This is a genomic window from Mesobacillus sp. QJM3NY_10, assembly GCF_056173465.1.
Genome location: NZ_CM149675.1, coordinates 3,094,397 through 3,117,990 on the forward strand (window position 1 = coordinate 3,094,397; position 23,594 = coordinate 3,117,990).

General features: G+C 42.8%; 25 protein-coding genes. 1 reads left to right on the plus strand and 24 read right to left on the minus strand.

The genetic code is table 11. From position 1 onward, the window contains the following. Window positions 1-16: 16 nt before the first annotated feature. From panC to AC0VX7_RS15630, 9 genes are all read right to left on the minus strand, one after another. Window positions 17-871: a pantoate--beta-alanine ligase gene (gene panC / locus AC0VX7_RS15590; RefSeq protein WP_475424966.1), complete on the minus strand. Its 855-nt coding sequence runs from the start codon at window positions 869-871 to the stop codon at window positions 17-19. Further along, window positions 868-1,704: a 3-methyl-2-oxobutanoate hydroxymethyltransferase gene (gene panB / locus AC0VX7_RS15595; protein ID WP_475424967.1), complete on the minus strand. Its 837-nt coding sequence runs from the start codon at window positions 1,702-1,704 to the stop codon at window positions 868-870. The genes panC and panB overlap by 4 nt, the downstream gene beginning before the upstream one ends. A 243-nt stretch (window positions 1,705-1,947) precedes the next feature. Then, window positions 1,948-2,943 carry a biotin--[acetyl-CoA-carboxylase] ligase gene (locus tag AC0VX7_RS15600; RefSeq protein WP_475424968.1) on the minus strand — a complete coding sequence of 332 codons (996 nt, stop codon included), beginning with the start codon at window positions 2,941-2,943 and terminating at the stop codon, window positions 1,948-1,950. Continuing rightward, window positions 2,904-4,112 carry a CCA tRNA nucleotidyltransferase gene (locus AC0VX7_RS15605; RefSeq protein WP_475424969.1) on the minus strand — a complete coding sequence of 403 codons (1,209 nt, stop codon included), beginning with the start codon at window positions 4,110-4,112 and terminating at the stop codon, window positions 2,904-2,906. The genes AC0VX7_RS15600 and AC0VX7_RS15605 overlap by 40 nt, the downstream gene beginning before the upstream one ends. Beyond that, window positions 4,109-5,248 (minus strand): N-acetyl-alpha-D-glucosaminyl L-malate synthase BshA, encoded by a 1,140-nt coding sequence (gene bshA, locus AC0VX7_RS15610; RefSeq protein ID WP_475424970.1) that lies wholly within the window; start codon window positions 5,246-5,248, stop codon window positions 4,109-4,111. The genes AC0VX7_RS15605 and bshA overlap by 4 nt, the downstream gene beginning before the upstream one ends. Then, window positions 5,245-5,961 (minus strand): bacillithiol biosynthesis deacetylase BshB1, encoded by a 717-nt coding sequence (gene bshB1 / locus AC0VX7_RS15615; protein WP_475428173.1) that lies wholly within the window; start codon window positions 5,959-5,961, stop codon window positions 5,245-5,247. Before bshB1 ends, bshA begins: the two co-directional genes overlap by 4 nt. Then, window positions 5,942-6,373, minus strand: a complete 432-nt coding sequence (gene mgsA, locus AC0VX7_RS15620; RefSeq protein WP_475424971.1) for a methylglyoxal synthase — start codon at window positions 6,371-6,373, stop codon at window positions 5,942-5,944. Before mgsA ends, bshB1 begins: the two co-directional genes overlap by 20 nt. Before the next feature lie 10 nt (window positions 6,374-6,383). Next, the gene (gene dapB / locus AC0VX7_RS15625) at window positions 6,384-7,184 is read right to left on the minus strand and encodes a 4-hydroxy-tetrahydrodipicolinate reductase (RefSeq protein ID WP_475424972.1); all 801 of its coding nucleotides are present in this window, start codon (window positions 7,182-7,184) and stop codon (window positions 6,384-6,386) included. Window positions 7,185-7,198: 14 nt separating this feature from the next. Further along, window positions 7,199-7,513: a nucleotide pyrophosphohydrolase gene (locus AC0VX7_RS15630; protein WP_041964555.1), complete on the minus strand. Its 315-nt coding sequence runs from the start codon at window positions 7,511-7,513 to the stop codon at window positions 7,199-7,201. Between the two features lie 291 nt (window positions 7,514-7,804). Between AC0VX7_RS15630 and AC0VX7_RS15635 the strand changes: the two genes are divergently transcribed. After that, complete coding sequence (locus AC0VX7_RS15635; protein WP_041964546.1) at window positions 7,805-8,677, plus strand: YitT family protein; 873 nt, start codon at window positions 7,805-7,807, stop codon at window positions 8,675-8,677. A 28-nt stretch (window positions 8,678-8,705) separates the two neighbouring features. On the opposite strand, the gene AC0VX7_RS15640 is transcribed toward AC0VX7_RS15635, so the two are convergent. The 15 genes from AC0VX7_RS15640 to aroB form a co-directional block, all read right to left on the minus strand. Continuing rightward, window positions 8,706-9,386, minus strand: coding sequence for a zinc metallopeptidase (locus tag AC0VX7_RS15640; RefSeq protein ID WP_475424973.1), 681 nt, complete (start codon window positions 9,384-9,386; stop codon window positions 8,706-8,708). A 61-nt stretch (window positions 9,387-9,447) separates the two neighbouring features. Further along, window positions 9,448-10,245, minus strand: coding sequence for a sporulation protein YpjB (gene ypjB / locus AC0VX7_RS15645; protein WP_475424974.1), 798 nt, complete (start codon window positions 10,243-10,245; stop codon window positions 9,448-9,450). Window positions 10,246-10,314: 69 nt separating this feature from the next. Then, on the minus strand, window positions 10,315-10,917 hold the full coding sequence (lhaT, locus tag AC0VX7_RS15650; protein ID WP_475428174.1) for a lipoprotein heptaprenylglyceryl N-acetyltransferase LhaT: 603 nt from the start codon (window positions 10,915-10,917) through the stop codon (window positions 10,315-10,317). A 257-nt stretch (window positions 10,918-11,174) separates the two neighbouring features. After that, on the minus strand, window positions 11,175-11,933 hold the full coding sequence (locus AC0VX7_RS15655) for a c-type cytochrome (protein ID WP_475424975.1): 759 nt from the start codon (window positions 11,931-11,933) through the stop codon (window positions 11,175-11,177). Window positions 11,934-12,000: 67 nt separating this feature from the next. Continuing rightward, entirely contained in the window at window positions 12,001-12,675 is a 675-nt protein-coding gene (gene qcrB / locus AC0VX7_RS15660; protein ID WP_023627553.1) for a menaquinol-cytochrome c reductase cytochrome b subunit, read from the minus strand. Between the two features lie 3 nt (window positions 12,676-12,678). Further along, the gene (locus AC0VX7_RS15665) at window positions 12,679-13,185 is read right to left on the minus strand and encodes a QcrA and Rieske domain-containing protein (protein WP_102263396.1); all 507 of its coding nucleotides are present in this window, start codon (window positions 13,183-13,185) and stop codon (window positions 12,679-12,681) included. A 156-nt stretch (window positions 13,186-13,341) separates the two neighbouring features. Then, the gene (locus AC0VX7_RS15670; protein WP_475424976.1) at window positions 13,342-13,797 is read right to left on the minus strand and encodes a YpiF family protein; all 456 of its coding nucleotides are present in this window, start codon (window positions 13,795-13,797) and stop codon (window positions 13,342-13,344) included. A 1,662-nt stretch (window positions 13,798-15,459) separates the two neighbouring features. Beyond that, entirely contained in the window at window positions 15,460-16,014 is a 555-nt protein-coding gene (locus AC0VX7_RS15675; protein ID WP_215028767.1) for a ReoY family proteolytic degradation factor, read from the minus strand. A gap of 42 nt (window positions 16,015-16,056) precedes the next feature. Beyond that, the gene (locus AC0VX7_RS15680) at window positions 16,057-17,322 is read right to left on the minus strand and encodes a tetratricopeptide repeat protein (RefSeq protein ID WP_475424977.1); all 1,266 of its coding nucleotides are present in this window, start codon (window positions 17,320-17,322) and stop codon (window positions 16,057-16,059) included. Between the two features lie 85 nt (window positions 17,323-17,407). After that, complete coding sequence (locus AC0VX7_RS15685) at window positions 17,408-18,313, minus strand: hypothetical protein (RefSeq protein ID WP_475424978.1); 906 nt, start codon at window positions 18,311-18,313, stop codon at window positions 17,408-17,410. Between the two features lie 197 nt (window positions 18,314-18,510). Next, complete coding sequence (gene aroA, locus AC0VX7_RS15690) at window positions 18,511-19,803, minus strand: 3-phosphoshikimate 1-carboxyvinyltransferase (protein WP_475424979.1); 1,293 nt, start codon at window positions 19,801-19,803, stop codon at window positions 18,511-18,513. Window positions 19,804-19,820: 17 nt separating this feature from the next. Further along, on the minus strand, window positions 19,821-20,927 hold the full coding sequence (locus AC0VX7_RS15695) for a prephenate dehydrogenase (protein ID WP_475424980.1): 1,107 nt from the start codon (window positions 20,925-20,927) through the stop codon (window positions 19,821-19,823). 13 nt (window positions 20,928-20,940) lie between these two features. Beyond that, entirely contained in the window at window positions 20,941-22,044 is a 1,104-nt protein-coding gene (gene hisC, locus AC0VX7_RS15700; protein ID WP_475424981.1) for a histidinol-phosphate transaminase, read from the minus strand. A gap of 104 nt (window positions 22,045-22,148) precedes the next feature. Next, a complete protein-coding gene (gene aroH, locus AC0VX7_RS15705) occupies window positions 22,149-22,505 on the minus strand; it encodes a chorismate mutase (protein WP_475424982.1) in 357 nt (118 codons plus the stop codon). Continuing rightward, entirely contained in the window at window positions 22,498-23,592 is a 1,095-nt protein-coding gene (gene aroB / locus AC0VX7_RS15710; protein WP_475424983.1) for a 3-dehydroquinate synthase, read from the minus strand. Before aroB ends, aroH begins: the two co-directional genes overlap by 8 nt. Between the last annotated feature and the right edge of the window lie 2 nt (window positions 23,593-23,594).

A 23,594-nucleotide genomic window follows, 5' to 3' on the forward strand; every position in this document is an offset into this window, starting at 1 on the left:
ATCCCCCTAAAATGAGTTATTTTACCTCTAAATCTATAATGGTATTGTCAATCAGTCTTGCTTTCGAGAACTTCACCGCAAGGGCAATGATCACTTTACCCTTCAATGTTTCTAACTCTTGCAGCTCTGGATAAGAATAAATTTCAACATAATCGACTATACCTGACGTATTCTCATGGATATGATGTTTCATCATTCCAGCAATTTCATCCGGATTTCTTTCGCCTCTCTCAATGGCGAGTCTCGCCATCTCCAGGCTTCTGCTAAGTTCATTTGCCTGCTGTCTTTCTTCTTCGCTTAAATAGACATTTCTCGAACTTTTTGCAAGCCCATCTTCTTCACGTACTGTTTCAACTGGGATCAATTCTATCGGAAAATTGAAATCCTTGATCAGGCCATCGACCACTGCGACCTGCTGGGCATCCTTGAGGCCAAAATATGCCCTCGTTGGCTGGATGATATTAAACAGCTTCATTAAGACAGTTGCTACTCCGTCAAAATGCCCAGGCCTTGATTTGCCGCAAAGGACATCTGTCCGGTCAACAACAGATACTTTTACCGAAGCATTATCTGGATACATTTCTTCAGCAGAAGGATAGAAGATAAAATCTACTCCCTGTTCCTCCGCAATCTTATGGTCGCGTTCAAAATCACGTGGATAGGCATCCAGGTCCTCCGTAGGGCCAAATTGGAGCGGGTTCACGAAAATGCTCAGGACAACAACGTCATTTACCGGACGCGCCCTCTTCATCAATGATATATGGCCTTCATGCAGGAAACCCATAGTTGGCACATATCCAATGGATTTACCTTCAGATTTTAATTTTTGCATCTGTTCCTGCATCTCGGTGATTGTTCTAATGATTTTCATTCTTTTCCCCCGTACAATGCCTTCAATTCTTCTTCTTTCATGGTAAAGCTATGTTTATCTTCTGGGAAAGCCTTATGCCTTACTTCTGAAACATAGGCACTGAGCCCGGAAGAGATCAGTTCATTTACATTGGTATATTGTTTCACGAATTTTGGTACCCTGTCCACACCATAGGTGATTATATCGTGGTATACAAGTACCTGTCCGTCAACCTCCGCTCCAGCCCCGATACCTATCGTCGGGATTGTGAGGGCCTGGCTGACCTGTTCAGCAAGCTGTTTAGGGACGCATTCCAGCACAATAGCAAAGGCACCTGCCTCTTCGCATTTTTTTGCGTCATCAATTAATTTCTTTGCCGCATCAGCGCTTTTCCCCTGGACTTTATATCCACCGAGTACCCCGACAGACTGCGGAGTGAGGCCAAGATGTGCTACTACAGGAACTCCAGCCTTCGTCAGTGCGTTTATATGGTCAATGACCTCATCAGCACCTTCTAATTTCACAGCGTTTGCCCCTGTTTCCTGCATGATTCTCGCACTGTTTATAAGCGTGTCCTTAATCGACAGATGATAACTCATAAATGGCAAATCGACAACAATGAATGTATTGCCTGCTCCTCGCCTGACAGCTTTAGAATGGTGGATCATGTCCTCCATTGTCACTGGTATAGTCGAGTCATAGCCGAGCACGACCATTCCAAGGGAATCGCCTACAAGGATTAAATCAGCTTCAGCCTGTTCGGCATGCTTGGCTGAAGGATAATCATAGGCTGTCACCATAACGATCTTGTTGCCTGTTTGCTTCATTTTCAAGAAATCAGTTGTTTGTTTCATTTTCGTTCCTCCCTTTTTCTGAAGAGGAGATAAAACAATCCATCAATGCCAGACACTAAAAAAGGGCCCATCTATGCCAGAAGGACCCTTTGAAGCCTGTACTTGTTTCATCCCTCTGTCCCAGTCCGCTACCGGATCCAGGCAGAACTATTTTTTTATAAAATACATCAACAAGGTGCAGTTCTCTCGATACCGCCCAGATTGATTATAGCAAAAGACTGCTTTTTTGGCTACATTACTCAATTAACCTTCTATCTGGATATCCGCGGAGTAAATGTTATGAATTTCCCCTGCTGAATCCTCAATCAAAAGTACTCCGTCTTCAGTAATCCCGGTGGCTTTCCCTTTGATTTCCCCAGTTAGGGTCCTTGCAGTGATCTGTTTACCGATGCTTATAGCGTAGCTTTCCCACATCAGCTTTATCGGAAAAAAGCCTTTTTCGAGATAAAGTAAATACAGTTTTTCTAATTTTTCAAGTATCGTCCTGATCAACTTTTCCCTGTCTATGATTTTTTCAGATTCAATGGCGAGCGACGAAGCGATTGTTCGGATATCTTCAGGGAAATCTTCTATGCCTGTATTGACATTGATGCCGATTCCAATAATGATTGAATTAATCCGATCTGATTCAGCCTGAAGCTCGGTAAGGATTCCGGTAATTTTCTTGCCGTTAATGAGAATATCATTCGGCCATTTTATTTCAGGCAGTAAGCCTGTTACTTCCTCTATAGCCTGCACCACACCGACTGCAGTGATCAATGTCAGCTGCGGAGCCTTCGGTATAGGGATTTTCGGCCTGAGGATGATGCTCATCCATATACCTGTATATTTGGGGGAATGCCACTTACGGTCCATCCTCCCTCTGCCAGCAGTTTGCTCTTCGGCAATCACCACAGTTCCCTCTTCAGCATTATCATAAGCCAGTTTATACGCAATTTTTTGAGTGGATTCAACGCTGTCATGATAGTGCAGATTCCTTCCTAGGAATTCAGTGTTTAAACCAAGGGTTATTTTATCTGCAGACATATTGTCAGGGATTGAAATAATTTTGTATCCTTTTCTTCTGACCGCCTCAAATTCAAAGCCTTCCTTGCGAAGCTCCTCGATATGCTTCCACACCGCCGTACGTGTGCAGCCCGCAATGTCAGCCAGATGTTGGCCTGATAGATATTCAGTTTCATTCCTCGTAAAAGCATCGATCAATTTTTTTCTGATCTCAGATTGGACGCGTTCAGCCATTCCCTTATTTTCTCCTTCTCATTTGGCACGATGCCATAGATTACAGAACGTTCGATTTCCTCAAGAAACTCGCGCAGCCAGGGACCAGGCTGTTTATCCAGCCAGCCCATAACATCATTCCCAGTTACGTTCAATTCTTTTCGATGCTTGATCGGAAGCCGCTCATGCAATTCCCTGATTTTTTCGTTGCTGCCAACAATATTTTGCAGGGACGCAAACACTTTTTCAGCGCTAATTGCATCTTCCAATCCTGCGTTATAAACCAATTCCGGATTCCATTCATTTTTAAGGCGATGCAATAACAACGCATGAATATGTTTGATTCGTTTAATTTTTTGAACTGGAAGTTTCCATTCTCTCAGGAATTCTTCAATTTCTTTATCTTTCAAACCTAATTCAAACACCAGCAGGACCCAAGATTCCACCAGTTGGAAATTCTCTCTTAGATGCCTTGAAAAGCGTATTACTTCATCACGATGCCCTTTTAACCCTGGCAAATATTGAATCATGCCACTATTGGCCAGTAATTGGACTGCTTCGCTCCTGCCTGGTCCCTTAAGCAATTTTTCGAATTCAACAGTTTTGCGTTCTACCGCTATGTTCTCCAGTAGATGACAGTGATCTGTAAGCGATTCTAAAGTCTGTTTTCCAATTGAAAAAGATAATTGCGACTGGAATCTAACAGCCCTAAGCATCCTCAATGCATCTTCACCGAAACGTTCATCTGGATTGCCTACTGTCACAATTTCTTTTTTGTTTATCGCTTCTTTGCCAGCAAAAGGATCGATCATGTTCCCTTCTTTGTCCATAGCCATTGCATTCATCGTGAAGTCACGCCGCTGTAGATCCTCATTTAATGACCGAATGAAAGAAACCTTATCAGGCCTGCGGAAATCTGTGTAGTTTTCTTCGGAACGGAATGTCGTTATTTCATAATGTTCGCCTTTATAATGGACGAGAATCGTTCCATGTTCAATTCCCACATCATTGGTTTTAGGAAAAATCCGTTTTAACTCCTCAGGTAACGCAGAGGTTGCGATATCAACATCGGATATTTCGCGACCGAGGATATGATCCCTGACAGAGCCGCCGACAAAATACGCTTCATACCCAGCATTCTCTATTAACTTAAGGACAGGCACTGCCTGTATGAATGGCTGACCTATCATCGTTGATCCTGGCCAACGATATTATAGTAGATGCTTTCGTATTTAGATACGATTTGTTCAGCACTGAAGCTTTTTTCTGCCCTTTCTACCGATTTCTCAGCAAAACGCTTGTGGGTTTCAGGGTTTGAGAGTATATTAACAGCTTTTTCCGTTATTTCTTCAATATTTCCTAATTCGCATATGTAACCCGTCTCTCCGCCCACAATCACTTCCGGAATCCCTCCTACATCCGTACCGATACATGGTACACCGCAAGCCATCGCTTCTAAAGCTACCAATCCGAAGCTTTCCTTTTCTGACAGAAGAAGCATCAAATCACTTAATGAATATAGCTCCTCTACCCTCTCCTGTTTTCCAAGCAGCAGGACTTTGTCGCGAATCCCCAGCTCACTTGCAAGATTGCATACAGTTTTCATTTCTGGTCCATCTCCAACAAGCAAAAGCTTGGCCGGCATTTTTTCTGCGATGCCTGCGAATGCTTTGATCACATCCGGAACTCTTTTAACAGGGCGGAAATTGGATACATGGATGACCACTTTTTCTTCAGGAAGGATTCCATATTCCTTTCTTAGTTCTGAGGAATCTGTCCGTTTGTTGATACGAGTGTCTATGAAGTTGTACACACAGCCAATTTGTTTGTCCGGTTTGATCAAGTCATAAGTCTGCTGGATAAGCGAATTGGACACAGCAGTGACATAATCTGATTTTTCAATTCCGAAACGAATGGCATCAGTTAGAGATGGGTCATATCCAAGTACAGTAATATCCGTACCATGCAGGGTGGTGACAATCTTCAGATCACGTCCGCTCATCTGGCGGGCCAAAATGGCACAGACAGCATGGGGAATCGCATAATGGACGTGAAGAACATCTAAATTCTCCAAAACTGCGACCTCTGCAATCTTGCTGGCCAAAGCAATATCATATGGAGGGTATTGAAAGACAGAATATTGATTGACCTCAACTTCATGCGAATAAATATTTCGGTACATTTTTTTCAGGCGGAAGGGTAGGCTCGAGGAAATAAAATGAATCTCATGACCTTTCTCCGCCAGCAGCTTTCCGAGTTCTGTTGCGACAACACCAGAACCACCTACCGTCGGGTAGCAAGTGATGCCTATTTTAAGTTTCTTCATTTTCCTTCCCCTAACAAATCCTTATGGATTAACAATGGTTTTTTGGACATAAAGCCTTCGGCATAAGCGACGCCAGCTTCCTTGCCAAATAATTTCTCGCGTGCTTCGACTGATTCGATGTAGCCGTTCACAAGCGGGGTGTCAAAAGTTCCTGCCCCTTTCATGAATTGGCTTTCGTAAGCATTTAGTGCATTGATTTTTAAATGGATATAATCCGATACATCAACCAGAAAATCAGGTTTGTGGAACCCATTGATCATATAGAAATATAAAGCTTTTGCCCTGTGTGGCTTCAGCCCGTCCTCTTCATCATATTTTCTTACTGCTGCCGAAAAGACCGCCTCCTCAACAAGGCGGGCACAGCTGCCATGGTCAGGATGACGGTCATCAAAATAAGGTGCAAAAACTATGTCCGGAGTATTTCGCCTGATCACTCTAACAATTTTCCTTATGTATTCTTCCTTTAAAAATAAGCCTCTGTCAGGCAAGTCAAGTGCTTCCCTCATCTTCACTCCAAGAATGCCGGCTGCTTCTTTTGCTTCTCGGCTCCTGATCTCTACCGTTCCGTTTGAAGACATCTCTGCTTTGGTCAAATCACAAATCCCGATAGATTTTCCTTCAGCAGCATATTTTGCGATTGTACCGCCCATCCCGATTTCTACGTCATCAGCATGGGCACCAAACGCCAGTATATCAAGCTTCATTGCTTCCATGTTCATCACCAGTTTCTTCTTTCACTATATTTCGCCAATCAAGGTCTCCTCTTTCAATCCCTTTTACGAGAATCTCAGCTGTTCCCATATTGGTCGCCAACGGAACAGAATATACATCACATAACCGAACGAGGGCAGTCACGTCAGGTTCATGCGGCTGAGCAGTCAATGGATCCCTGAAAAAAAACACTGCATCCATAAGGTTATTGGCAATCCGGGCACCAATTTCCTGGTCACCGCCAAGAGGACCGGATTGAAACCTTGTCACTTCCAAACCCGTTGCTTCAATAAGCCTCAAACCAGTTGTCCCAGTTGCAAATAATGTATGCTCTTCAAAGATCTCCTTATAAGCGACAGCGAAACCCACCAGATCATCTTTCTTTTTATCATGTGCAATTAAGGCAATGTTCATGGTATCTCCCCTATTCTATGATATTCTCTAATCCGTAAACAAAAGCATCCATTTTCATGACTGTATCAACCGCAAGCTTTACTCCAGACATAAAGGAGCTTCGATTGTATGAATCATGGCGGATCGTCAATGTTTGCCCGTCAGCACCGAATAATACCTGCTGGTGGGCAATCAGTCCAGGAAGCCTTACTGAATGTATGTGCATACCTTCATAATCCGCACCGCGGGCACCTTGAATTGTTTCCTTTTCGTCAGTATGTCCCTGTGTTTTCGGTTCGCGTACATCAGCTATCATTTGTGCCGTTTTTACTGCCGTACCCGATGGCGCATCAAGCTTCTGGTCGTGGTGCAGTTCAATGATCTCAACGTCATCGAAATACTTCGCAGCCATTTGCGAGAATTTCATCATCAAAACGGCTCCGACGGCAAAGTTTGGAGCGATGATACAGCCTGTTTCCTGTTCAGCGCACAGCTGTTCAAGTTCATCAAGGTCTTCCTTACTGAACCCTGTAGTCCCTACCACTGGGCGAACTTTATATTTCAATGCGGTCTTTGTATGGAACATGCCTACCTCAGGTGTTGTCAAGTCAATAAGTACATCTGGCTCAACTTCCTGGAGACATTTCTCGAAATCTGTATAAATTAAGGCATCGCTCGCTGGAAAACCCTCGAGCTCACCAACCTTCATTCCTTTATATTTCCTGTCAACTACTCCCACGAGTTCATATGTGTCGGTCCCAAGCACCAGATTGACAGCCTCTTTACCCATTCTTCCTCTTGGTCCTGCAATAACAATCTTTACTTTTTCCATATATTTAGTCTCCTTTAGCTGTCTTTTCTCGTCCAGCGGTCTTTGTCCCTTGTATTGAACTTTTCCATAACCATGTTATGTGCTTCTTCAAGGTCTATATTTAAAGAGTTGGCAAAACAAATCATCACAAAAAGCATATCTCCCAGCTCTTCTTCAATTGTCTTTTCTTTTTCATCGTTTTTCTTTGGCTTTTCGCCATAATAGTGGTTTACCTCACGAGCCAGCTCCCCGAGCTCCTCGGTCATGCGTGCTGTCAAAGCAAGCGGACTGAAGTAGCCTTCTTTAAATTGGCTTATATATGTATCCACTTCCTGCTGGAGTTCTTTCATCGTTTTCTTTCCACTCAAGAAACTCACCCAACCTTTTTATGTATGTTTATCTATATCGATGTTAGCTCAATGGAGGTACTTTGACAAATATTTTTATTTCAAACTAATTATAGGCAATCACTGATAAAGCTTATTTCAACCAAATACTCTCATCAAAATAGAGGATATGGAACATAGAATATTGCGACTCTTTATGCCCCTCCTGTAAAAGATTGCCCTTGTTGGTTATATTTTATATAATATAAGCGCTTTATCAGGTAATTTTAGCGTACTAATTAGGAGGAATTAATCGTGCTTAACGGCTTAAAAATCAAAAACATCTTTTTCATTTTGCTTGGTGCGGCTATTTTCTCATTCGGCCTCGTTCATTTCAATATGCAAAATAACCTCGCAGAAGGTGGTTTCACTGGAATTACCCTTTTGCTTTATTTCGTATTTGGCTGGTCTCCTTCCATTACTAACCTATTATTAAACTTGCCGCTTTTTTTCATAGGCTGGAAGCTGCTTGGCCGGAATGTATTTATTTATACAATCATAGGTACAGTAGGAGTCTCCATTTTTCTGGCTATTTTTCAAAAATATCAAATCGAGATGCCATTATATGAGGACTTGTTTTTAGCGGCCCTGTTTGCGGGAGTGTTCATCGGGATCGGCCTTGGGATCATATTCCGTTATGGAGGAACTACAGGCGGAGTGGACATTATCGCAAGGCTGGCGCAAAAGTATGTTGGCTGGACAATGGGCAGGACAATGTTCATGTTTGACTTTGGTGTCATTACACTTTCTCTTATTACATATTTGAACTACAGGGAAGCCATGTATACTCTTGTGGTCGTCTTTGTAGGGGCCAGGGTGATCGATTTTATGCAGGAAGGTTCATACGCTGCCAGAGGCGCTATGATCATCTCGGAGAAAAACGAGGATATCGCAGCCAAAATCATGAAAGAAATGGATCGCGGAGTGACGAGCCTGAAAGCGGTAGGCTCTTATACTAAATCAGAAAGAGATGTTTTATACTGTGTAGTTGCCAAGAATGAAATCGTCCGATTGAAAAGTGTCATTAATTCAGTAGACCCCCACGCATTTGTATCGGTAACCGTTGTACATGATGTCCTTGGAGAAGGATTTACGCTAGATGAAAATAAACTGCCTCTTGAAAGATAAAAAATCCGGATGATTATCCGGATTTTTTTTATTCTTCACTACTAGTCATTCCTGTGTAAATCATTACTAAACGAACAAGTTCAAGTACTGCAACAGCTGCAGCAGCTACATATGTCAAAGCTGCGGCATTCAATACTTTCTTCGTTTCTCTTTCTTCATCATTCCTGATGATCCCAGCTGAAACGACCTGTTCCATTGCACGGTTCGATGCATTGAATTCAACCGGCAAAGTTACCAGTTGGAACACAACAGCAGCGGCCATGAAAAGGATACCTAGTAAAAGCAAACCGCTTAATTGAGCAAAAATCCCAATCAGAATCAGAATCCAGGAAAAGTTTGAACCTAGGCTTGCCACTGGAACAAGCGCATGGCGGAACCTTAGGAACGAATAATCCTCAGCATCCTGGATCGCATGGCCAACTTCGTGAGCAGCAATTGCAGCTGCTGCGACTGAATGGCCAAAAAAGTTATCTGAAGATAAACGTACAACCTTTGAACGCGGGTCGTAGTGATCACTTAAATAACCTCTGGTTTCTTCGACACCAACATTATATAAACCGTTATCATCGAGAATTTTACGAGCCACCTCTGCACCCGTCATTTGGGACGAAGAAGCCACCTGTGAATATTTCTTGAATGCTCCTTTTACCTTGAATTGAGCCCATAACGGGATCAAAATAATAAGCGCAAAATAGATTATTATAGACATCTAGTACCTCCCCTTACATCTCATGATGTTATCACTATTTTATAAATAGTAGAATAAGATGTCAATTCCTATGTTCTTTTTGGACATTTTTCTTTTTATCATGGTCGCCTTTATATTTTCTCCAGCCTACATAGGACAATGTTAGGATTATGATGCTTCCGGTTGAAATCATTACCCACCACAGTGATGGGTCTGCTTCATCCTCCGTCATATCATCAAAGATATTCTGCAAATCCGATTCAAGCACTTCCAGTTCTTCCTGACTTGAAGCTTCTTGCAATACCTGAGGCCGGTACTGATCGATAAAGCTGACTTTAGCATCAACTTTCTGGATTCTTTCCGGATTGATGTCAATCTTCAGGCTTGGATAAATCACATTGTATAATGACAGGAATGAATTAAGGTTCGCATGAAACTGGTCATTGTCACCCTCATATGCAGCAGTCTTCATATCATTGAAAACCGTCATGATGGGCCCTTCCATCTCTGTCCATAATGGCTGGTGAGTGGAAGCAATTGCGTCAATTACAAGCCTGAATTTTGTAACTCTGTTCATCCTTTCAGCATGTCCCAAATCAGCGTTTGCTACCGCCTCAACCGCTTCATCATGTGCCACAGTAATAATCCGCAGTTCATCCATAGTAAATGGCCGTCCATCTCCTGTTACTAGCAGGAATTCTTCTGAAAAATGATTCAACAATCTGTTAGCATCGTCATAACGGTGCAGTTTCACCATTTGCAGTGCTTGGTCTGATATATTATCCAGTTCTTCAACAGGCGACTGTGGTTCTGCGTATGCTGCAAACGGCGCAATCAATAACAAAAGCACCGAAAGGAATATAAAATATTTTGCTCTCATTCCTGTCCCCCCTCTAAATACTATTAAAATGTATGAGAGGGTGGACAAGGTTAGACCAAAATTCAAGGGTTATCTTGATCTTTTTAGTGAAAGTGTGAATCGATCTGGCCGCAGCGCGAAGTAATACCCAACGGCTATTGAGAAAATACTTAACCAAAATGTAAAGTACCCGATCTGGTCCATATACAAATCTAGTGTATGGTACCTTGGCATCATTTCAAAAACATAATCAATGATTTCATTATGAAGAAGTACAACTGCAGCTACAATCAAATGCCATGGTTTTATTCGATAAAAAGGAGCATATAAGACACCTTCCACTGCCATCGCAAAATGGGATGCCATCAGCATAAGCCCAATCCAATCAAGCTGACCAGAAACGAAGAATACCATTAAATTCATCACTACCGCCCAAAGGCCATACTTGACTAGGCTAACGATAGCCAATGCTTCCATAAGCGGCCAGTTTTTCCCCATCAGGAATGCCCCTAAAACGAAGACAAAGAACAAGCTTGCAGTCGGGCTATCCGGTACGAAAAGAAGAAATTTCGGTGGCGTATCGACAAGCTGCCACTTGTACCAATAGTACCCGTAAGCTGTCCCCAAAACATTCACCCAAAATAACAGCCATAATACAGATCTATTCCCTAGCAAAGGGTATATTTTTTTTATCATTTTGACGATCTCCAATCCAAGTTTTCTATCACTATTATTACAGTTTATAGAAAATAAGCCAAGTTATCCTTGTCTGATTTTACAAAGGTGTTATTCAAAAGTTTTTCACTTAAATGATTTTCATTTCCCTTCCCTGTGGAGTGGTTATCTGTCAAAAACACATTTGCATATGTACGTTTCAGGTCCAGCGTGTAAACTGTCTGGATAAGCATAAAAAAGAACCTGCAAGCTTTCCTTGCAGGTTCTTGGACATATTATTCGCTAAGGCCATCGATGAATTCAGCAAGCGTCTGAAGTTCTTCGTCCGATCCTTTGAAGACTGCAGGCATGCTTCCTTTACCATTCTTGGCAACATCAGCAATTTCTTCTGCACTCATTTTTGAATCTAACAGACTAGGCGCTGCAGCACCACCGGCAAGTTCTCCGCCATGGCAGGAAGTACATGTCTGAGCCTGTGCAATTTTGTATCCATCTGAGTTCTTGTCAATTTCGACATCCACAATCTGCCCCTGCTTCTTTGCCGCTTCCCAATCATGGTGATCAACTGATTCCCAAGTGAGATAGAAAACAGCAGCGATTGACAACAGCATAAAGCCTGTCGCAAGCGGACGCTTTGACGGGCGGCGCTCAGGTCCGAGGTCAATAAATGGAGCCAGCAATAGCGCTCCAAATGCAAGACCCGGGATAACTAAAGCCCCAATTACAGTATATGGGCCAGAAGCGTAAGAATACTTAAGCAATTGATATAAGAATAAGAAATACCAGTCTGGCAGCGGGATATATGCTGTATCCGTAGGATCGGCAATCCTCTCAAGCGGAGGCTGATGAGCAATTGTCAGGCTCAAGAATCCGATTAGGAAAACAGCACCAACCATCCATTCCTTTAATAGGAAGTTAGGCCAAAACGCTTCCGTTTTGCCAGGGTATTCCGAGTAATCTTTCGGAATATTAGGCTTGCGTTCTGCAGGGACACGAGAGTCTCCTACGAACTTCATACCTTTACCACGATGCATCGAGCAATCCCCTCCTTTTTCCGTATCATTGGCGAATCTCTATTCGCACAACTATTTCATTCGAATTTTACAATGGACCAGAAATACCTTGCTTACGAATCATCAAGAAGTGCGCTCCCATTAAGCCTAATAATGCAGCAGGCAGGAAGAATACGTGGATCGCGAAGAAACGAGTCAAGGTTTGTGCACCAACGATCGTTGAATGTCCGGAAAGTAATGTTTTAATATATGGCCCAATCAATGGGACAGCTTCTGCAATCTGCAATGTAACTTTTGTTGCGAATAATGCTTTCATATCCCATGGAAGCAAGTATCCTGTCAAGCCAAGAGCTAACATTACGAAGAAAATTAAAACTCCGACAACCCAGTTCAATTCACGAGGTTTCTTATAAGCGCCCTGGAAGAACACGCGAAGCGTATGTAAGAACATCATAACGATGACAAGGCTCGCTCCCCAGTGATGCATACCACGGACAATTTGTCCAAACGCTACCTGGTTTTGAAGATAATAAACAGATTCCCATGCATTCTTGATGTCCGGTACATAGTACATTGTCAGGAACATTCCGGAAAGAATCTGAATGACAGTGATGAAAAACGTCAGACCGCCAAAGCAATACACGAACGCAGAAAAGTGGTGCGCCGGGTTAACGTGCTCAGGAACCTCATGGTCTGCAATATCGCGCCACAAAGGCGTAATATCCAAACGCTCATCTACCCAATCGTAAATTTTGTTTAACAAAGATTACGCCCCCTTTCGTGGTTCGGCTTTTCCTACATAAAGGAACCCGTCTTTTTCTTTGGTTGGATATACATCCAATGGTGCCAACGGTGGTGTGCCCGGCACGTTTGTACCGTCCTTTTCATAAAGACCGTAGTGGCAAGGACAGAAGAACATATTCGGATTTTTCTTATCCGTATTCCAGTCAACAACACATCCAAGGTGTTTACATACTGGTGACAGGGCGATAATCTCTCCGCCTTCGTTCTTGAAAACCCAAGCAGTTCCAGTTTCTTCTGATTCATACCACGCATCTTTTTGTGTGAAGCTAAAGTTTACTTTTTGCGGTTCATTTGTAATATCTGCGATCTTCAATGGAGTCGCGATAAAATCTCCCGCATCTTCACCCTTAAGTACAGGATCAACGGCAAAACGAACCATTGGCATCAGCATCCCTGCAGCCATGAAACCGCCTACACCTGTTAGAGTATAGTTTAAGAATTGACGTCTTGAAACACGATGCTTACTCACGCTATTCCCCCCTCTATTCCCAAGTTAAGTCCCCAACGGACATAATTTAAACACATTTTAAAACTAGGACATAACCATGATATATCAATCTCATTACAAAATCAATATAATACTATGTTGAAAACATTTTTTGCAGTGATAAAAATAACATCAAGATTAATCCTCTTGCCATTTCTCAGTGAACAAAGATAATAGCTGATTCACCTGGTCTTCCACGATGGACACCTTTTGCTGTTCCTGCATATGCTCCAAAGACAATGACGGCAGCCACAACAGGTTACCAGTTAACTCCTTCTCTTGCTGCCTCCAGCTGCTGTCGGAGGTTACATAAAACACATGCTTGAACTGCTTGTCCAACAAAGTGTTCTCCCATTCCTTCAGGGCTTTTACGCTAGCTTCATGTCCTTTTATGTATACAAAATCAGGAAATAGGAAGATACGTCCCTTAAACTGCTTTTCCAGCTGTGTAGTAAGGATTCCTATGAACTCTGCCATCGAGGCATTTTGTTTCATGTCATCCCCGAATGAAACTGGCAATAGCGGCACGATCGCCGTGTCAACATATTCCGCCGCTTTCTGGTACATCTCAACATCTGCTGCCACCCATCTCATAAAACCAACTCCATCATTCTATTAGGCCCATGTCGTTTCTTCTTAAATGAGTTACATAAGATACTCTACGACGAAAAGCCTGCTATTCAATCCATACCTATAATATCACGATTAAAAGTCGTTTTCGAATGGTTTGTCAGGTTAGGACTTTTCCGAGGCTCGTCCATTGCGTTTTGTTTGAAGTGAGGTTTGGTTCGGACATTTCGATGGTCACTCCCTTGTGATTTTGTCCGAAGTTAGGGCAAGTTCAGACACTTCCTCGATTCTTCCTTGTAACTTTGTCCGAAGTAGGACCGGGTTCGGACATTTCAACCGCTCATTCCTTGAGTTTTGTCTGAAGTGAGGGTCGGTTCGGACATTCCAACCGCTCATTCCTTGTGTTTTGTCCGAAGTAGGATCAGGTTCGGATATTTCAATAGCGTCTCCCTTGAGTTTTGTCTGAAGTTGGATGAGGTTCAGACATTTCAACCGCTCCCACCTTGAGTTTTGTCTGAAGTTGGATCAGGTTCGGACATTTCAACTGTCTCTTCCTTAAGTTTTGTCCGAAGTAGGATCAGATTCGGACATTTCAACAGCCTCTCCCTTGAGTTTTGTCTGAAGTAGGATCAGGTTCGGACATTTCAACAGCGTCTCCCTTGAGTTTTGTCTGAAGTAGGATCAGGTTTGGACATTTCAACAGCGTCTCCCTTGAGTTTTGTCTGAAGTAGGGTCAAGTTCGGACATTTCAACTGTCTCTTCCTTGAGTTTTGTCCGAAGTAGGATCAGGTTCGGACATTTCAACAGCCTCTCCCTTGAGTTTTGTCTGAAGTAGGATCAGATTCGGACATTTCAACAGCCTCTCCCTTGAGTTTTGTCCGAAGTAGGATCAGGTTCGGACATTTCAACGGACCTTTCCTTGAGTTTTGTCTGAAGTAGGGTCAAGTTCGGACATTTCAACTGTCTCTTCCTTGTGTTTTGTCCGAAGTAGGATTAAGTTCGGACATTTCAACAGCCTCTCCCTTGAGTTTTGTCTGAAGTTGGACATGTTCGGACATTTCAACAGCGTCTCCCTTAAGTTTTGTCTGAAGTTGGATCAGGTTCGGACATTTTAACAGCCTCTCCCTTGAGTTTTGTCCGAAGTAGGGTCATGTTCGCACATTTCAACAGCCTCTCCCTTAAGTTTTGTCTGAAGTTGGACATGTTCGGACATTTCAACAGCCTCTCCCTTAAGTTTTGTCTGAAGTAGGGTCAAGTTCGGACATTTCAACTGTCTCTTCCTTGAGTTTTGTCCGAAGTTGGATCAGGTTCGGACATTTCAACAGCCTCTCCCTTAAGTTTTGTCTGAAGTAGGATCAGGTTCGGACATTTCAACAGCCTCTCCCTTAAGTTTTGTCTGAAGTAGGATCAGGTTCGGACATTTCAACAGCGTCTCCCTTGAGTTTTGTCTGAAGTAGGATCAGGTTTGGACATTTCAACAGCCTCTCCCTTGAATTTTGTCCGAAGTAGGATCAGGTTCAGACATTTCAACTGTCTCTTCCTTGAGTTTTATCCTAAGTAGGATCAGGTTTGGACATTTTCACACCAGCCCGTTCAGTTCTTGTCCAAAAGAAAATGGTTTTGGCACAGACCAGCGGCTCAATCCACAAAAACAGACAAAATAAAAAGCCTGCTATCAAAAGCAAGCTATAACGAATTGACTGCGCCCAATCTTTTTAATTGTTCTGTGAGATGTTCGAAGGCTTCCTGGTCCTGGCTGTCCAGCGCTTCATCGATCAAGGTAAGCAGTTTGTCTTTTTGGAATTTTTGAATACTCTCCTCAAGAAATCTCTCTGCTACCATCTTGTCACTTTCACTGATTTGGAGCTGGCCTGGAACATAAGGGTTTTCTTCCAGCACGGCCGCAAACTGGTGGGCTTTGTTTGAAGCGTGGAAATTCAATTGGATGTAAATTTCTTCTTCCCTGTTCAAACGAATGTCGTGAAAAGACTTTTCAGCATCTGTCGTCATCACGTTTTCTTTGAAGAAGCGGAATGGTACTTCTTCCACGCAATGGGTCGACATCACTAATCCCCTTGGACAATATTGTGCATTTTCCACAAAGTGCACCTTTTCCATCAGCTGGTCATGGCTCATCAAGTAGTTAAGGATCCAAACGCATTCCCGCCTTTTAAGCTGGTAATGGTTTAAAAACCAGCGGATAAAATCCTTTTTCTCGTTGACAGATACAGGGGTTGTCATTTTTGAATCCCTCCTCTGCATAACTCAAATTTTTTGTTAAGGTTACTGATTCTCCGTCATGCGTTCCAACAATTCACGGAATTCTTCATTGCCAGGTTCTTTTTCAACTAACTTACTAAAAATTTCGGCGGCGTCGGCCATTTTTCCTTCTTCAATTAAAAAATAACCGTAGTCTGTCAAAAATTCTTTGTTGTCTTTAAAGAAAGTATATGCGAGTTGGTATTTGTTTAATGACTGTGAAAAATCTTCAATTTGCTGGTAAGCAACCGCTTCATCCCAAAGAATTTGTGGTTCCTCTTCTTCTTCGTGGATGTCAGCTGCCCGCACAAGCTCAAGTACATCTTCATAGCGTTCCTGCTTGATCAGCAGTTTGTTCAGGACAAGGACGCCTTCCATGAATCCTGGATCAAGAGCGATTGCTTCACGAAGCAATTTTTCTGCAGCTTCTTCATCAGGAATTTTGAGTGCTAATTTGCCACCATAAAAGTATAAATCCTTATTGAACTCATCCTGCTCGATTCCCTGCTTCACTGCATTGAATGCCTCTTCGACCATTTCTTCTCGCTCATAAGCTTTGGCAAGATAGAGGTAAAGGGAATGGTATTCAGGATCAAGAGCTTTTAGTTCCTCAAACTTATCGATTGCTGTTTTATTATAGCCTGCCTGCAAGGCTGTAAAAGCAAAGCCGAACAATGTATTAATTTCCAGTTTTTGCTCAAGCGCTTTTTCATAAAAATGGAGTGCTTCCTCAAACGATCCGCCCGCACTTAACGCTTCGGCCATTCGCTGGTTGATGTTCACTCCGCCAATCTCTTCATGTGACTTAAGCACCGTTTCGTAATACTGGATGGCTTCAACCAGTTTACCCTGGGAAGCGTACAGCTCACCAAGAGCAAAATCAATGACCGGCTCATCCGGTAAAAGCCTTTTAGCTTGAAGCAGCTTCTTTTCACTCACTTCAAACAGACCTTCCATCTGGTACAGGTCAGCCAATAAAAGCAGCGCTTGAGGAAAAGAAGGGTCCTCTTCGTCAACTTTTTCAAGCGAAAGCATTGCCTCTTCCTCTTTGCCCATTTCGATCCGGGTTTCAGCGAGCAAAACATGGAGTTCGCCCTCATCCGGATAACTCTTTAATAGACTCTCGATTAAGGCCTCCGTTTCTTCCATGAAACCAAAGCGGAATAACTCCTCTGATAGGAGGAATTTTTCTTCGTCGCTGCCATTCTCGAGAATTCTTTGATAAGCAGCCATTGCTTTTTCAAGCTGTCCATTTTCGATATAATTTGTAATTTCTTCTACTGCGACCATCTCTATCATCCTATCCTTACTTTAGGCTAATCTATATTTGCCAGTTTGCATACAGCTGTCTAACCAGCAATGCCTGAAGAGTTTTTTAGTAATTGTCTGTAAAAAATCCTGGTGTCTTAATTATAACATTCTCTCCCTTTCCTGGCCGATAATAAACCTCGGAACCCGCGCGAATGACTTTTCCCTTGTCCACAGTCACCGCAAGATGCTTCGATTGAAAAAACAACCCATGCTCATCACGGTATTTTGTTTCGGGGCATCGAGTATAGAGATTATAGCTGAGTTCTCCCCCACTATGCAGATTTGATTTTTCAGGGAAGATTCCGGTCTTCTTTAAAATCGACCTTGACACAGGGCCTGGATTCGCTAAGTCTTCATAAACAGCGGGAACCTTCTCTTTTTTCATCAAATCGCTCCAGACATTGAGCTGCATCTGTCTCCCTTTTTTATGCTTACTTTCAGGAAAGATTGGAATGATTGGGCAGTTATAAGGAAACAGCGCTTCCTTGATCCATCCCCATGGCATCGTATTCAGAGTGGTCATCTCGTCGATCTCCAGAAAAATCGCTGGAACTTTCATCTTCTTACACTTCCGGATAAATCCGGGATTCAGTAACCGCGGCGGAATGCTGACCCCCAGAACAAAATCGATAGGGCTGTCTAACAAATCACATTTCGTCTGCTTAAGCTTTTCTTCGAGCTGCCGTTCAAATTGGATCTTTACTGTCGTGAATACAACAGTGCTGCCCTTTAGAATGAAATTATTCAGGTAATATTCTTTTCTCTCTTTAAAAGATTCTTTTATAGGGAGATTCGTATCAAAGAGGACATGGGTTGGGGTCATTATATAGTTGTCAGCATCCATCCTCATGTAGTTATAACGTTCAAATTTGGATGTTGTCGATATAATTCGCTGGTCCTCCACCAGCATACTTGTATCTGTGAAAGCTTGTCCCTTCAAGAGATGGACATTATCTATAATGTAAGCCATAAAACCACTCCTTTATCGGTCTTATGACAAACTATGCAGAAATTCCGAGAATATAACGACAGCAATCTTTTTTATAGTGAAGGCAACCCTTTTTAAAGACTCTTTTCTCAAACTTTGTTGCTATTGAATATAAACAGCCTTTTTAAAAGACAGAAGGCCATCCATTTATCATGATTGGCCTTCAAGACATATATTGTTTATTTTCGCACCAGTGAATACAAGTCATTAAAAAAACCAGGATAAGAAACGGCGACCGCTTCACTTTGTTCAAGTGTGACATCCCTTTTGCAGAGCAGGGCAGCGATGGACAGCATCATCCCGATCCGGTGGTCCCCATGTGCTGATACAGTCCCGCCATCAAGGCTTTGTTTCCCCTGTATAATCATGCCATCATCTGTAGCCTCAATGTTTGCTCCAAGCTTCTTGAGTTCATTCACAACAGTATCAATTCGATTTGTTTCTTTAACCTTTAATTCCCCTGCATCCTTAATGATCGTCTTTCCCTCTGCCTGCGTTGCCAGCAAAGCAATGACCGGGATTTCGTCGATTAATCGGGGAATCAAATCACCTTCGACTATTGTTCCCTTGAGTGTAGAATGCTTAATTCTTATATCCCCAGCAAGTTCAGCTGCTTCACTTTCGTATGGTTCGATAATGAAATCTGCTCCCATTGCTCTAAGGACATCGATTATTCCCGTTCTTGTCGGGTTCAAACCAACATTCCGGAGTATGATATCACTCCCAGGCACAATTGCGGCCGCCACCAGAAAAAAGGCGGCAGATGAAATGTCACCAGGTACATTTATATGTGTACCCTTTAGCATTTGTCCGCCAGTTACCTTTACAGCATCACCATCACGCTCTACTTTGCCGCCAAACTGATTGATCATGCGCTCAGTATGATCCCTTGTTTTCACTGGCTCAATAACGATTGTCTCACCTTCAGCCTGCAACCCGGCAAGAAGGATCGCCGACTTCACCTGCGCGCTTGCTACTGGCAGTTCATATGTAATTCCTTGTAATTTTTGGCCTTCCACGGTCAGCGGAGTGAATTCGCCATTATTCCTTCCCGTAATTCTTGCACCCATTTTGCCAAGAGGAAGAGTCACTCTAGTCATCGGCCTTCTGGCAATCGAATCATCACCTTCAAGGGTTGATGTAAAAGGCAATCCCGAAAGGATTCCCATCATCAGCCTGATGGTTGTTCCAGAATTCCCGACATACAGCGTATCCTCAGGCTGACTCAACCCGTCCGTACCATTTCCGGTAACTGTAACATCGCTCCCATTCTGGACAATATCGACACCAAGCTGACGGAAGCAGGAAATCGTGCTTAAACAGTCTTCTCCGGGCAGGAAGTTTTCGATACGGGTAATTCCATTGGCAATGGAGCCGAACATGACTGCTCTATGCGAAATTGATTTATCGCCAGGTACTTTAACCTGACCTTCCAAAGTGTTACTATTTGTCAAAAGTGTTTTTACGGACATATTTCTGCTCCTTCAGTCTACTTTCCAAGAGACATATCATAGTCAGTATTTTTTCCAATACATTCCTTGGCCCTGGCACGGTCTTCAGGTGTCTGGAAGCTGATCACCAGGACGCCGTATATATCTTCACGAGTTTCTATGATTCTTATATTGGTTATACTGATATTTTCAACTGCCAAGTATCCCGTGATTTCAGAAATCACCCCTGGATAGTCGGGAACATCTACGAACAGGTCATAAAAACTAGGAATAGCTCCTTTATCGCTTACAGGAAGACCATCCCGGTATTTTTTTGCCGAATCAAAGAAATCATAGATGCTGTCTCTATCATTAGTAACCAATAATTCTTTTACCCGTCCCATTTCATCCTGCCAGTCAGTTAACAGAGAAATGAGAACCTCCCGGTTTTGAAGAGAGATATCCCTCCACATCCGTGGACTACTTGAAGCGATTCGTGTGATATCCCTGAAACCGCCAGCAGCCAGGCGGTTGACAAGAGGATTTCCTTCCTCCGCCCTTGACGCCTGATGGACAAGGGAAGCAGCTATGATATGCGGAAAATGGCTGACCACCCCTGTAAGATAATCATGCTCTTCGGGTGAAACATCGAGGAACTTGGCCCTCGTGCCAGAAAGCCATGCTTTTAGTCGCTCCACCATATCATTTCTGACCATTGTATCAGGTGTGAGAAGATAAAATGCATTTTCAAAAAGAATCTTCTTCGCTGCAGCTACACCACTTTTATGAGAACCAGCCATTGGATGGCCGCCAATGAATGCAACTCCTTTTTCTCTCAAGGTGGATGCCTTCATTGAAATGTACCCCTTCGTACTGCCTGTGTCGGTAACAATGACTCCCTCTTTCAGTTGCAATGAAGCTAAGGATTCAATAATGCTTCCGGTGGTCAATACCGGAGTCGCTATAATGATTAAATCCGCCTTCGGAGCTTCCATTTCAATACTTCCAGCTGCCCGGTCAATGACACCCAGCATTATGGCCAGGTCCATTTGATCTCCGTCCGCATCATATCCGATGAGCTCTGCCCCCGGATGCTGAGATTTAATACACATCGCCAGAGAGCCGCCAATCAAACCAAGACCAATGATCAATACGCGGCCTTCCATAAGTTCCACACCCTTATTTAGATATTACAGTATCAACATTCAAATATTCTTTTATAATCTCAATTACACCTAGATTTTGTTCCTTTGAGCCAATTGTAATCCTTACACATGTAGGGAATCCGAGCGCTGTACCGGAACGAACGATATATCCTCTTTCAAGCAGGAATTGAAATACCTCCTGACCGTCCCTTTTAAAGTCAATCAAGATGAAATTCCCCTGTGACGGATAATAACTCAATGCAGCGCTATCACAAAATTGGTAAAATTGCTCTAAACCAGCTTGGTTTTCTCTTTTGCATTCTTCAACAAAATCCTGGTCATCAAGTGCTGCAATGGCCGCAGCTTGTGCCAATGAGTTTACATTGAATGGCTCCCTGACAGGCTCAAGTGCTGAAATTGTGTCCTCATGGGCAATTCCATAACCAACCCTAAAGCTGGCAAGACCATATATTTTTGAAAAAGTTCTTAGGATAATTAGGTTTTGGTATTGCTTAAGCAATCTCAAAGAATCATGAAAATCTTCCGCGGTCACATATTCGAAATAGGCTTCATCCAGCACGACAAGCACATGACTTGGCACACGTGCCATAAAAGCTGTCAATTCTTCTTCGGTTATATAAACCCCCGTTGGATTATTCGGAGAGCATAACCAGACAACTGTGGTCCGCTCATCAATAGAAGCAGCCATCCCATCCAAATCATGTGCACCATTTACCAATGGGATTTCTGTTATTTCACAGCCCTCGATAACACCATTGTGTTTATACTGAGGAAATGTTGGTGCAGCCATCACAGTTTTCGTCTCAGGTGTGAGCAGACCCCGGGCAATCATCTGGATAATTTCATCTGATCCGTTGCCAAGAATGATCTCTCCTTCTTTTACACCCAGATGGTCTGCTAGATGTGTACGAAGTTCGGTAGCATACCCATCGGGATAAACTGAAAATTTACCAGCATAGTCCACGATTTCGTTTTTTACTTTTTCTGAAGATCCAAACGGATTCTCATTTGAAGCCAATTTCACAATCTCTGATAATCCATACTGCCTTTTTACTTCGGAAATCGATTTACCAGGCTGATATGGTTTTAGCTTTAAAAGCTGCTCTTTCCATCTCATCTTATCCACCTCGACTATTCTACTCTTTAATACGCTATCTAATTAAAGCGATAAAGAACATGTATTTATCATACACTGTTTGGCGCTCAGGAAAAAGTATAAATTTATAGATCAGGTCTAAGTCCAGAAGCTCCCTCAAGATAAATGTGCTTGACCTCTTCCTGTGTTTTTTCAGTGTTGTAATGAATCATGACTCTGATACACTTCTGTAGCGAGCCGGGGACGGCTAATTCTTGCATGCACATAACTGGAACATACGTCCAGCCAGCCAAATTCCTTAATGCCCTTGCCGGAAAGGCTGCATCAACATCATCAGTTGCTGAAATGAAAATTGAAGCAACTTGATCCGGAGCGATATTATTAGAAACGATAGCTTCTTTTAAAAGCCTTTCAGTCGCAGAAATGATTTCCTGCTCATCATTCTCGTTTACTGTAATAGCTCCTCTTACTCCCCTAATCATCGTACTCCCCCTCTTCTACAAACTTCTTCAGGTTCATCATCAATACTTTTTCCTCTATTTCAATGAGTGCAGGAACTCCAATCTTCTCTAGTAAAACGAAACGAATCGTATTGTTTACAGTTTTTTTATCCTGTTTCATTCTTTCGATCAGCTGCTCATTAGCAAGTCCGGCTGGGATTGAAGTTTCGTACCCAAGATTCTTAAGCCAGATTTTGAATGCTTCTCTATTAAAATCAAGCCCAAGCAATTGTGTGCTCAACTGAAGGGAAAATAGCATACCAATGGCTACTGCTTCCCCGTGTGTCACTTTTCCATAACCTGCTTCAGCTTCAATTGCGTGGCCTAGTGTGTGCCCAAAATTCAGGAATGCACGGATTCCGGTTTCTCTTTCATCCTCTGCGATAACAGAACCTTTAACTTGGATGCCTTTTGTCAAAAACTCAAGCAACTGTGAGTCATTCATTTTATCCAAAGACTGAATTTCTTCCCTAAGCCAGTAATAGAAGTTTTCATCGCTTATCAACGAGTGCTTGATTACTTCAGCAAAGCCGGATCGTACTTCATGTTCAGGGAGGGTCTTCAGGTAATCGAGATCGTAAACAACAGCATCGGGTTGATGGAATGCTCCAATCATGTTCTTGCCTAATGGATGGTTGACCGCTACTTTTCCTCCCACCGCACTGTCATGTGCAAGAATAGTGGTCGGGACTTGTATGAAGCGAATTCCCCTCATATAAGTAGCGGCGACAAATCCTGCTAGATCTCCTACGGCCCCTCCGCCAAAAGAGATGATCAGCGATTTCCTGTCAAGTTTATTTTCAAGCGCTGTTGAAAGGCAATCTTTATATACATCGAAAGTTTTCGCCTGTTCTCCTGATGGAACGATTTTCTCAATAATCCCTTCCAGAGCAGTATGTTCGTGGAATGAATCAAGATGATGCTGTGCCACTGTTTCATCAGTAATGACCATGATAGATGTGTAACTGTCTTCAGCACCATGAATAATATCGCGTAATTGCTGAATTGCACCTTTTCCGATGTGTACTGGATAGGATTTTGTGCTTGTATGGATATTCACTTGCAGCATCT